Origin of the sequence: Collinsella sp. SGI.178 (genome assembly GCF_050313495.1) — a bacterium.
GTDB lineage: Bacteria > Actinomycetota > Coriobacteriia > Coriobacteriales > Coriobacteriaceae > Collinsella.
In genome coordinates, this window is record NZ_JBNPLM010000001.1 from 176202 (window position 1) to 187036 (window position 10835).

The window sequence follows — 10835 nt, forward strand, 5'->3', positions numbered from 1 at the left end:
GGTCCTCAGCCGGAAAGCGCATCCCAGAATTCGATCAAATTGTGGGTCGCACTTTCCGGAGCTAAGCGGCAGGTCGCAAAAAAACGGGTGCAGACCGAAGTCCGCACCCGTAAGCGCTGTTTACTTGCGCATCAAGCCGCCGCGCTCGTCGATGGCATCCCAGAAGGCATCGGCAAAGCGAGGATCGCTTGCGGACATAAGGGCGTTGGTGGCCATCCAGCCAGAAGGCGTGCCGGTGTCGTAGCCCGACAGAGGATCGATGACGACGGCGTACATGGCCTCGCGGTCGAGCGAGCGGGCCATGGCGTCGGTCAGCTGGATCTCGCCGCCCTTGCCGGCCTGCTGGTCGGCAAGCAGCTCCATGACCAGCGGGCTCAGCAGATAGCGTCCGACGATGTAAAGGTTAGAAGGCGCAGCCTCGGGAGCAGGCTTCTCCACCAAGCCGCCGATACGCCACACGGCGCCAGGCTCGGCATCGCCAACGCCCTCGGCGCCCTCGAGGGAGCCCACGCGCTCGCCGGCGATAACGCCATAGCGGCTGACCTCCTCGGGAGCACACGCGGCAACAGCGATAACCGAAGCGCCGCCATGCTCCTTGGAGACGGCAAGCATCTTGTCGCAAATGTCATGGTTGGGCACAACATAGTCGCCCAGAAGAACCAGGAAGTTCTCCCCCGCCACAGCATCGGCCGCCGAGCGAATGGCATGGCCGAGGCCCTTGGGCTCGTACTGATAACGGAAGTCGACCGGCATACCGCCTGCGTGGGCAACGGCATCGGCATATGCATCTTTGCCGCGCTCGCGCAGCAGGTTCTCGAGCGAACGATCGGGCTGGAAGTAGTTCAACAGCTCGGGCTTGCCAGGAGAGGTGACGATGATAGCATCATCGACCTCCTCGGGAGCGAGCGCCTCCTCAACGACATACTGGATAACCGGCTTGTCGAGAACCGGCAGCATCTCTTTGGGCGTGCACTTAGTGCCAGGCAGAAAACGCGTGCCTAGACCGGCGGCGGGGATGATTGCCTTCATATTATTCAAGGATCCTTTCGCAGGCGCAAAGCGCCCCAAGCGTGCGGCACGGCGGCCGCAGACCAAATTGCGATACCGAAGTATCTTACCGCCGGAGACATACGTCGCCGTAAGGCAAACGCAATTCTTCAGCAGGTCAACGCAAATTATTGCTCGAATGGTGCAATTTTATGCCCCAGCGGTAACGGGATTGGCACGGCGAAGACAGCAGTGTTCTGCGTGCCGAGCAATGGGAATGAGGGGGCAAAACAAAAAAGACGGGGCTCGCAATGCGAACCCCGTCTGCAAAGAAATCTGGCGAGAAAGCCTGATTACTTGAGGGTGACAGCAGCGCCAGCAGCCTCGAGCTTCTCCTTGGCAGCCTCGGCGTCCTCCTTCTTGGCGCCCTCGAGAACAGCCTTGGGAGCGCTCTCGACGACCTCCTTGGCCTCCTTCAGGCCAAGGTTGGTGAGCTCACGGACGGCCTTGATGACCTGGATCTTGTTGTCGCCGAAGCCCTCGAGCACGACGTCAAACTCGGTCTTCTCCTCGGCCTCAGCAGCGCCAGCAGCGGGAGCGGCGACAACAGCGGCAGGAGCAGCGGCGGAAACGCCGAAGGTGTCCTCGATAGCCTTAACGAGCTCGGAAGCCTCGAGAAGGGTCATTTCCTTAAGAGCATCGATGATCTCATCGGTGGTAAGCTTAGCCATTTCTAAGTCCTTTCGGTTTCCGTGTCTGTGCACGGAGATCAGTTAAAACACGGCGCGAATGCGCCAGGGGTGCGGCGTTGCCGCCGCGGGTGAAAACAGCGACTAGGCTGCCTTCTGCTCGGAGACCTGCTGGATCGAACGAGCGAGACCAGAGGAAACGCCGTTGACGCAGACAGCGATGTCGCGAGCGAAACCGGAGATGAGACCGGCGATCTGGCCGAGAAGCTGGTCCTTGGTGGGCAGCTCGGCGATAGCCTTAACATCATCAGCGGAAACGGCCTTGCCGTCGGAGATACCGCCCTTGATCTCAAGGACGCCCTTGGACTTAGCGGAGAAGTCCTTAAGGGTCTTAGCGGCCTCGACCGGCTCGGTCTCGTAGAACACATAAGCGACGGGGCCGGCGAGGATCTCGTCGAGCTCGGGCTGCTCCTGGTTCTTGAGAGCGATCTTGACCAGGTTGTTCTTGTAGACCTTCATCTCGGCGCCGCACTCGCGAAGCTGATGACGCAGCTCCTGAGCCTGCTTAACCGTCAGACCGTTGTAGTTGACGACGAACAGACCGGCATTCTCGGCGATACGGGACTCGATCTCTGCAACCTTGTCGATTTTGTACTGCTGGGGCATGAATTACACCTCCTCGAATTCTTTCCGGGCACGGTCCGCCACAAGGACGTGACGGGGGCATGTCCAAAAAGAAAGCCCCCGCGCTGCATGAGCGACGGGGGCGAGAAGACATATCTACTCGACCACCTCGGCTGGCGGGATATCCCATTAAGCTCGCGGGCAATGCCCGTTTGCACCGGCTGTCTCTGGCAGCGGATTCGTGCGTGAACCGAAAGTATTATGGCGGGGACCCCGGCGTCGGTCAACGGAAAACCGGGCTGCACACAATTCCACCATCCGGCACGCTCCGCCGAAGGCCAGGCGCAAGGTTTTCGCTCGGTCAAGTCCTGGGCTCGCACGAAGGCCACATTAAGTGGCCTTCGGCTCGTGCGGAATCTACGAAAACCTTGCGCCTGGCCTTCGGCGGCGCGGCCTGCGTCAACTATGGGGCAGCCCGGTTTTCCGTTGGCCGGCGCGCCCCACTCATAATACTTGGGTCGGTGGGCTGATGGTTTTGGGTCCCGGTGGGCTATAGGGTTGAGACGAAGGTGGACAGGCGGCGGAGGCCTTCGTCCAGATCTTGGTCGGAGACGCAGTAGCTTAAGCGGATGTGGCCTTCGGTGCCGAAGCAGTCTCCGGGGACTAGGGCTACGTTGGCTTCTTTGATGGCTTTGATGCAGAAGTCTTCGCTTGTTAGGCCGAATTGTTTGATGCTGGGGAAAGCGTAGAAGGCGCCGGCTGGTTCCACTACGTCGAGGCCCATGGTATCTAAGGCTGCGAGTACGCGTTCGCGGCGGGCTCGGTAGACTTTGAGCATAGGGGTTGGGTCGACGGTCAGGGCTCGGGCCGCGGCGTCCATCTCAAAGGAGACGGCGCTCGATACTAAGTATTGGTGGGCCTTTGCGATCTCGGCGATGACGGGGGCTGCAGCTGCGAGCCAGCCCAAGCGCCAGCCGGTCATAGCCCATGGCTTGGAGAAGCTCTCGATGACCACCGTCTGCTCGCGTAGCTCCGGGTGGCGCTGGGCAAAGCGCTCATAGCCATCCACATAGACCAGGCGGTTGTACACGTCGTCGCAGACTACGTAGATGCCCGCCTGCTCCGCCACGTGTGCCACGGCGTCAAGCGATGCCGCGTCGAGGATACAGCCCGTAGGATTGTTGGGCGTGCAGATGACGATGGCCTTAGTCGCCGGCGTCACGCAGGCGCGAAGCGCGTCTTCGTCAATCTGAAATTGCGCGGGCTCCGTATCCAAGAAGACCGCCTTGGCATGGTTGGCCACGACGATGCTCTCGTACAGACCAAAGGCTGGCGTGGGGATAATAACCTCGTCGCCGGGGTTGAGCATGGCCATAAATGTTGCCGACAGGGCCTCGGTCGCGCCGTCGGTCAGGATGACCTCGTCGGCCGAAAACGTAAGGCCCGCGTCTCCCATGTAGGTAGACAGCGCCTCGCGCAGGGCGGGACGGCCGTTGTTGGGCGGATAGTGCGTGTCACCGCGGCCCAGCGCGGCGGTCACCTCGGCGCCAATCACATCGGGCGTGGGAAAATCGGGCTCGCCAAGCGCAAGCGCGATGCACCCCGGGTGCTGGGCGGCGAGCGCGTTGATCCGGCGAATGCCGGAGGGCTTGAGCGTGGCAAGCGAGGTGTTCATGGGCAGTCGCATGGCATTCCTTTCGTAAGGGTTGCACTAGGATAGCGCGCCCGCGTGCCACCAGACGGTGTAACCTAAACGGAAACCAACCGGAAAGGAGGCGGCATGGAGACAACTGCACGCGGCGATGTACCAAAAACGCTGCAAACCATTGCGTATATCATTATTCCCGAGAGCGCCGATCTTGAGTTTTTGCTTTGGGACCTGCAGGATGCCATCGCCGCCTATGCTCAGCTTTCCGGCACCGCGCTCCCCCGTTCGGTCGATTTGGAGGCGGATGATGCCGGTGTAGTCGATGGCATGGTGTTCGCTGTTGATGATGCATTTGATGATGAGGCGATGATCGCTGTCGAGCAGGTACTCGATCGCTTCGGGGATACAGAGACACGCGTCTATGTCGTCGTTCTTGCTGGGTCCGAGGACGCCGAACGGGCACACGAAACCGCCGTGCGGCTGCGCCGGGCCTGTCGTCTTCGTGACCTGCCATGGTGCGGTGGCGTTGTCGTCTGTGCCGGCAGCGGCATCGCAGCGCTTCGCCACTCCCCGCGTATGGGCCTCTTACGCCGGCCATTTTCCGAAGCGATGGATAAGCTTGTGGGCGCCGTACGCATGGGCTGCTCCATAGAGCATGCGCAGCTGCTTGGCGGCGGCGATGCCGATAGTGTCGATGTCGACGGCATGGTGCGCGTCAAGCCCGCCGTGCCCGCACCAATCTGGCATGCCATCATCAAACGCCTCGGCGCCCATGCTCAATCAAGGATCTAGATTACCGTGCGGTCCAGTCAACTGCCTCGCGCCAGCGCTCGACAAGCCGCTCCAGGCGCCAGGCCGCGTTAGCGGGACTAGTTGACGGCAACACGACAGCGGACAGACCCGTCCGCTCCTGTAGATAGCGCTTATAGAGGCGCCCCGCCGTACCTCCGTTGCATACCACCCGCTCGATGGGCGCAGCTCCAGTGATGCGTTCGATATATGCCGGCACAACGTTTTTGATGCTCGCGTCGCTCGACCCCTTAACGTCGCAGCTCTCGACCACATCCCACAGGGCCACACCACCGTTCAACAGCATGGATCGCTTGGCGGCAATAGAGGCGTCGAGCGTCGCGGGCTCGCCGCCCACCAAAGGGTCGCCCTCGTTGGGTGGTACAGGCACACCAAGGCACGCGGCCATCACGCGCCAAAAGCGGTTCTGAGGGTTGCCGTAATAAAAGGCATTGGCGCGCGAAAGCACCGAGGGAAACGACCCGAGCACCAAAACGCGCGAGTGCTGGTCAAACACGGGCTCAAACCCATGCTCAATATGTTGATAGCCCTCGTCTGACGCCGCCATGGCCTAGGCCCTCAACAGATAGCGCACCTCGTAGGGCGCAAGTTCAAGCGCACCCGTCAGCTCGACCGTGGGTGCTTCGTCGGCAAGTAGGTCGACGAAGGAGCCGTTGAGTTCGCCGGCTCCAAAGGTATAAGGCTCGTTCACGGCATTGACCGCCACGAGCACCGTCGCGTCGTCGCAGGCGCGCTCGAACAGCAGCTGTTTGTTCTGAATCGCCACGTTGCGGTACGCGCCGTAGCTGAGAGCGCGTGCCGCCGCGTCGTCGGCCAAGCGCAGGTGCGCAAGCTGTGTGATGAAGGCCGTCAGCTCGTTGGGCGCAGGCTCATCGAGCGCAGGGCGCAGCGCCCAGTCGCCATCGGGGCCGCCCTTTTCGCCAGCAATTCCCCACTCGCTGCCATAGTAGATGCACGGGATGCCCGGCATACCAAAGAGCATGCCATAGGCGGGACGCAGGCACGACTTGTCGGTGAGGATGCTCGCCAGGCGTGGCACGTCGTGGTTGTCGACAAACGACAGCAGGTGCTTGCCGCGGTAGATGCACCACGGGTCGCCGCCAAACTGACGGTGCAGCGAGTGGGCGATCTCGAACATGTTGATCGAGTTAAAGCTGGAGTACAGTCCCTTGTAACACTCGTAGTTGGTGCAGGAGTCGAGCATCTCGTCGTTGACGATCTGGTTGTAGTCACCGTGGAGCGTCTCGCCGATCAGGACAAAGTCGGGCTTGAGCTCACGGGCAAAGGCGTGCAGGCGGCGCATAAAGTCGCGGTCGAGCATATAGGCGACGTCCAGGCGCAGACCGTCGACGCCAAAGACCTCGGCCCAACGGCGCACGGACTCGAGCAGGTAATCGACCACGGCGGGGTTTTGCAGGTTGAGCTTCACGAGCTCAAAATGGCCTTCCCAGCCCTCGTACCAAAAGCCGTCGCCGTAGCACGAGTCGCCGTCAAAGCTGATGTGGAACCAGTCCTTGTAGGGCGAGTCCCACTTGCGCTCCTGCACATCGCGGAAGGCCCAAAAGCCGCGACCGACATGGTTGAAGACGGCGTCGAGCACCACGCGGATGCCGTGGGCATGCAGCGTCTCGCACACGGCGGCAAAGTCGGCATCCCCACCCAGGCGACGGTCGATGTGGCGCAGGCTGCGCGTGTCGTAGCCATGGCTATCGGACTCGAGCGGTGGGTTGATGAGCACAGCGCCAATACCTAGTTCCTGCAGGTAGTCGGCCCATTGGGCGATTTTCATGATGGGGGCATCGGGGTTGGGCGCGTCGTCGGCAGCCTGGGCAAGCTCATCCTCGGCAACGGGCGCGGCGTTTTCGCGCGGAGCTCCACAAAAGCCCAGCGGATAGATCTGATAGAACGTCGTCTCGTATGCCCACATAGCAACCTCCCGGTAAGCTCAACACAACGACATCCATTGTATGCCCAGCTTGCATCCTCTTCCCCAAAATAAGTTGCGGTGAAATAGTTCCCGCTTGGGCCTTCAGGGGCCTTAAACAGGAACTATTCCACCGCAACTGATGAGGAAACGTGATTAGGCGACGGGCTTTGCGCGGCGTATGGCCGGGAACATCACCGTGATGGCGAGGATGACGCCCACGACGGCAATCGCCCCGCCCACGAAGCCGATCCAGGCGATACCGGGGCCCGAAACCACGGCGCCGCCGATCGCGGTGCCCGTGCCGATACCCAGATTAAACAGGCCCGAGAAGATCGACATGGCGACAGCCGACGAATCTGCCGGCGTGTACTTGATGAGCTCGGCCTGGAACGCCACGTTAAAGGCCGTGGCGCAGCAGCCCCACAGCACGCAGACGGCAAGCACTGCTGCGAGCGACGATGCGGCCGAACCTATGAGCAGCAGGGCCGCTGGCACGCCGGAGAGCGTGATAGCCAAAAACGGGAAGCGATGCCCGTCGAACAGGCGGCCAAACAGCCAGCTGCCCACCAGACCGGAGCAGCCAAACGCCGTCAGTGTCATGGTAATGGCGCCCGCGTCGACGTGCGCGACCTGCGCCAGGAAGGGCTCGATATAGCTGTAGCCTGTGTAATAGCCGGTCGCCATAAAAACCGTGACCGCGTAGAGCGCGATGAGGAACGGGTTCTTGAGCAGCTCGGGCAGCTGTTTAACGGCAAAGCGCTCACCCGCCGGCATGGCCGGGAACACCGCTGCCTGGTACACCACCGCGGCGGCAGAAAAGGCCCCGACCACGGCAAACGTCATGCGCCAGCCTACGGCCAGGCCGATGGTGCGACCGATCGGCAGGCCAAAGATCTGCGCGATGGACGAGCCCGTGGCGATCATGCTGATGGCGAGCGCCCCGTGACGGGCGTCGACCAGGCGCGAGGCCATAATCGAGGCGACCGACCAGAACACGGCATGTGCGCAAGCGACCACCAGGCGTGCACAGACCAAAATAGGATAGGTGGGCGCCACGGCGGACAGGAACTGACCCAGAGAGAACACGGCGAGCACGCCGAGCAGCATACGCTTGAACTCAAAGCGCGAGGCAAACACCATAAGCGGCAGCGACAGCAGCATGACGCCCCAGGCGTAGACCGAAATCATGATGCCTGCCTGGGCCTCGGTGAGCGAGAACGATACGGCAATATCAGTCAGAAGGCCGATGGGCATGAACTCCGATGTGTTGAACACGAACGCGCAGCAGGCGAGCCCGATAAGCGGGAGCCACTGCTTGAGCGAGATGCCATCTTGTCTTGCCTGAGTCATGTAGGAAACCTCTCCGATTGTCTTGGGCGGTGGGCGATTATATAGCAACGGCCCCGCATCCGTCAGTACAGATGCGGGGCCGCAATCAACTCAATACACAGAGGTTGCGCCGTCAATAAATAGCTAAGCCAACCCCAGCAATATGCCCACCGAATGCACGACAAACGCCACGATCCAGGCGACCGTCACCTGAAACACAAACACGGCAACGGCATAGCGCGCGCCCAACTCGCTCTTGACGGCACCGATTGCCGCCACGCAGGGCGGGTACAGCAGCGTAAAGACCAAGAACACGTAGGCGGTAAACGGCGAAAACATGGTCGACAGCGCCGCGGGTGACGTTGCATCCAAAAGCACGGTGAGGGTCGAGATGACGCTCTCCTTGGCGATAAGTCCGGTGACGAGCGCCGTGGATGCACGCCAGTCGCCAAAGCCAAGCGGCGCCAACGCCGGCGCGATGATGCTACCCAGACCGGCAAGTAGACTCTGCGACTGATCGGCGACCACATTAAAGCGGATGTCAAACGTCTGGAGGAACCAGATGACCACGGTGGCGGCAAAGATGATGGTAAAGGCCTTGGTAATAAAGTCCTTGGCTTTATCCCACGCCAGCATCACCGTCGTCTTGATGCTCGGCAGGCGGTAATTGGGTAGCTCCATGATAAACGGCACCGGGTCGCCCTTAAATGCCGTGCGGTTGAGCACCAAAGCTGCGATGCAACCGACCGCAATGCCAATCAGATAGAGCGAGACCATGGCTGGGACCGTCGCCTGCGGGAAGAATGCTCCGCACAGCAAGCCGTAAACCGGCAACTTGGCCGAGCAGCTCATGAACGGCGTGAGCATGACCGTCATCTTGCGATCATGCTCGGATGGGAGTGTACGGGTCGACATGATAGCCGGCACGGTGCAGCCAAAACCGACGAGCATGGGCACAAAGCTGCGGCCCGACAGGCCAAAGCGACGCAGCACCTTATCCATGACAAAGGCCACGCGCGCCATGTAGCCGGAGTCTTCCAGAATGGAGAGGAACAAGAAGAGCACGACGATAATCGGCAGGAAGGTCAGCACGCTGCCCACGCCCGTAAGCACGCCGTCGACAGCCAGCGAGCGCACCACGTCGTTGGTTCCGAACGCCTTGAGACCCGCATCGGCCGAGGCGATGATGACAGCGATGCCGTCCTCCATAAGTCCCTGCAACGCCGCGCCGATCACGCCAAACGTCAGCCAAAAGACGAGGCCCATGATCACCAGAAACGCCGGGATGGCCGTGTAGCGACCCGTCAGGATGCGGTCGATCTTGACGGAGCGCACGTGCTCGCGGCTCTCGTGCGGCTTCACCACGCAGCGCCCGCACACGTCGCCGATAAAGCTAAAGCGCATATCGGCCAGCGCGGACAGGCGGTCGGTGCCAGCCTCGCCCTCCATCTGGGTAATGATGTGCTCGATAGCGTCAAGTTCGTTGCGATCCAGGTGAAGTGCCTCGGTCACCAGCTCGTCGCCCTCAACCAGCTTGGTCGCCGCAAAACGCACCGGAATGCGGGCCGTCACGGCATGGTCCTCGATCAGGTTGGCAATGCCGTGGATGCAGCGATGCAGCGCACCGCCGTCCGGGCCATCGGGCGCGCAGAAGTCCAGGCGACCCGGGCGCTCGCGGAACCGCGCCACATGCAGAGCGTGATCCACCAGCTCGCCGATACCCTCGTTGCGGGCAGCGCTAATGGGGACAACAGGCACGCCCAACAGGCTCTCGAGCAGGTTGACGTCCACGGCGCCGCCGTTGGCCGTCACCTCGTCCATCATGTTGAGCGCGATGACCATGGGGCAGTCGAGCTCCATAAGCTGCAGCGTCAGGTAGAGGTTGCGCTCGATATTGGTGGCATCGATGATGTCGATGATGGCGTCGGGATGCTCGTCAAGGATGAATTGACGGCTGACAATCTCCTCGCCCGTGTACGGCGACAACGAATAAATACCGGGCAGGTCGGTAACGCTCGCCTCGGGGTGGTTACGGACAGTACCGTCCTTGCGGTCGACCGTCACGCCGGGAAAGTTACCAACATGTTGGTTGGAACCCGTCAGCTGGTTGAACAGCGTGGTCTTGCCGCAATTTTGGTTGCCGGCGAGGGCAAAGTGCAGCGGCGCGCCCTCGGGCACGGCCGTTTTTGCCGCGCGGGGCGAATACGTCCCCTCACCGAGCGCCGGGTGCTCCGTCGTGCCGATTGCGGCGTTAACGCGCGGGCTCGTATCGGTGTCGTGAATACCCACGAGCTCAATGCGAGCAGCATCGTCTTTGCGCAGCGTCAACTCGTAGCCACGCAGGCGAATCTCGAGCGGGTCGCCCATGGGGGCGTACTTCATCATGGTGACTTCGGTGCCCGGCGTTAAGCCCATGTCCAAAATATGCTGTCGGAGTGCCTGATCGTCCGATGCCACCGATGCGACAACGGCGTCCTTTCCAATCTCGAGTGTATCGAGCTTCACGTCCGTGTTCCTCCCCCGACGCCCACAGGGCGTTGCATTTATGTTCACCATTGCTAACCGTTTGCCATGGCTAACCAATTTTAACCATGCATGATAGCGCGAACATGCAGCGACGTTCAATCAACAGATTGTTGCAATGGGGACAGATCGCTTTGCCCAATAGATGCGATGCGGAACAACCAGGCGCGGGAGGGGATTCCGGGACACGGTTTCCCAGACGGCACCCTTTCGGAAACCGCACCCCACTATTCAGGCGAATTCCGGGATGCAGTTTCCCGATGGGGGCTCCTGGGGAAACTGCATCCCACTCCGAAAC

The 10835-nt window shown here is 61.3% G+C and carries 9 protein-coding genes; 1 reads left to right on the forward strand and 8 read right to left on the reverse strand.

Going from position 1 to position 10835, the window contains the following annotated elements; translation table 11 throughout:
• Window positions 1–120 precede the first annotated feature (120 nt).
• The 4 genes from ACQRAQ_RS00715 to ACQRAQ_RS00730 form a co-directional block, all read right to left on the reverse strand.
• Window positions 121–1029 (reverse strand): UTP--glucose-1-phosphate uridylyltransferase, encoded by a 909-nt coding sequence (locus tag ACQRAQ_RS00715; RefSeq protein WP_427793416.1) that lies wholly within the window; start codon window positions 1027–1029, stop codon window positions 121–123.
• 311 nt (window positions 1030–1340) lie between these two features.
• Window positions 1341–1718, reverse strand: coding sequence for a 50S ribosomal protein L7/L12 (gene rplL / locus ACQRAQ_RS00720; RefSeq protein ID WP_154514707.1), 378 nt, complete (start codon window positions 1716–1718; stop codon window positions 1341–1343).
• A 102-nt stretch (window positions 1719–1820) separates the two neighbouring features.
• Entirely contained in the window at window positions 1821–2342 is a 522-nt protein-coding gene (rplJ, locus tag ACQRAQ_RS00725) for a 50S ribosomal protein L10 (protein WP_117646079.1), read from the reverse strand.
• A gap of 508 nt (window positions 2343–2850) precedes the next feature.
• Window positions 2851–3987 carry a pyridoxal phosphate-dependent aminotransferase gene (locus ACQRAQ_RS00730; RefSeq protein WP_427793418.1) on the reverse strand — a complete coding sequence of 379 codons (1137 nt, stop codon included), beginning with the start codon at window positions 3985–3987 and terminating at the stop codon, window positions 2851–2853.
• Window positions 3988–4080: 93 nt separating this feature from the next.
• On the opposite strand from ACQRAQ_RS00730, the gene ACQRAQ_RS00735 reads away from it, so the two are divergent.
• Window positions 4081–4740 carry a hypothetical protein gene (locus ACQRAQ_RS00735; protein WP_427793420.1) on the forward strand — a complete coding sequence of 220 codons (660 nt, stop codon included), beginning with the start codon at window positions 4081–4083 and terminating at the stop codon, window positions 4738–4740.
• A gap of 1 nt (window position 4741) precedes the next feature.
• Here the strand turns inward: ACQRAQ_RS00735 and ACQRAQ_RS00740 are convergent, their stop codons facing one another.
• From ACQRAQ_RS00740 to feoB, 4 genes are all read right to left on the reverse strand, one after another.
• Window positions 4742–5305, reverse strand: coding sequence for a uracil-DNA glycosylase family protein (locus ACQRAQ_RS00740; RefSeq protein WP_427793421.1), 564 nt, complete (start codon window positions 5303–5305; stop codon window positions 4742–4744).
• Window positions 5306–5308: 3 nt separating this feature from the next.
• Window positions 5309–6685 carry an alpha-amylase family glycosyl hydrolase gene (locus ACQRAQ_RS00745; RefSeq protein WP_427793423.1) on the reverse strand — a complete coding sequence of 459 codons (1377 nt, stop codon included), beginning with the start codon at window positions 6683–6685 and terminating at the stop codon, window positions 5309–5311.
• A gap of 153 nt (window positions 6686–6838) precedes the next feature.
• A complete protein-coding gene (locus ACQRAQ_RS00750) occupies window positions 6839–8035 on the reverse strand; it encodes an MFS transporter (RefSeq protein WP_427793425.1) in 1197 nt (398 codons plus the stop codon).
• Between the two features lie 123 nt (window positions 8036–8158).
• Window positions 8159–10570 carry a ferrous iron transport protein B gene (feoB, locus tag ACQRAQ_RS00755; RefSeq protein ID WP_427793426.1) on the reverse strand — a complete coding sequence of 804 codons (2412 nt, stop codon included), beginning with the start codon at window positions 10568–10570 and terminating at the stop codon, window positions 8159–8161.
• Window positions 10571–10835: the final 265 nt, after the last annotated feature.

Excerpts from the sequence above, each read along its gene's own strand:
- ACQRAQ_RS00715 (WP_427793416.1), bottom strand. The coding sequence starts at position 1,029 with ATGAAGGCAATCATCCCCGCCGCCGGTCTAGGCACGCGTTTTCTGCCT.
- rplL (WP_154514707.1), bottom strand. The coding sequence starts at position 1,718 with ATGGCTAAGCTTACCACCGATGAGATCATCGATGCTCTTAAGGAAATG.
- rplJ (WP_117646079.1), bottom strand. The coding sequence starts at position 2,342 with ATGCCCCAGCAGTACAAAATCGACAAGGTTGCAGAGATCGAGTCCCGT.
- ACQRAQ_RS00730 (WP_427793418.1), bottom strand. The coding sequence starts at position 3,987 with ATGCGACTGCCCATGAACACCTCGCTTGCCACGCTCAAGCCCTCCGGC.
- ACQRAQ_RS00735 (WP_427793420.1), top strand. The coding sequence starts at position 4,081 with ATGGAGACAACTGCACGCGGCGATGTACCAAAAACGCTGCAAACCATT.
- ACQRAQ_RS00740 (WP_427793421.1), bottom strand. The coding sequence starts at position 5,305 with ATGGCGGCGTCAGACGAGGGCTATCAACATATTGAGCATGGGTTTGAG.
- ACQRAQ_RS00745 (WP_427793423.1), bottom strand. The coding sequence starts at position 6,685 with ATGTGGGCATACGAGACGACGTTCTATCAGATCTATCCGCTGGGCTTT.
- ACQRAQ_RS00750 (WP_427793425.1), bottom strand. The coding sequence starts at position 8,035 with ATGACTCAGGCAAGACAAGATGGCATCTCGCTCAAGCAGTGGCTCCCG.
- feoB (WP_427793426.1), bottom strand. The coding sequence starts at position 10,570 with ATGGTGAACATAAATGCAACGCCCTGTGGGCGTCGGGGGAGGAACACG.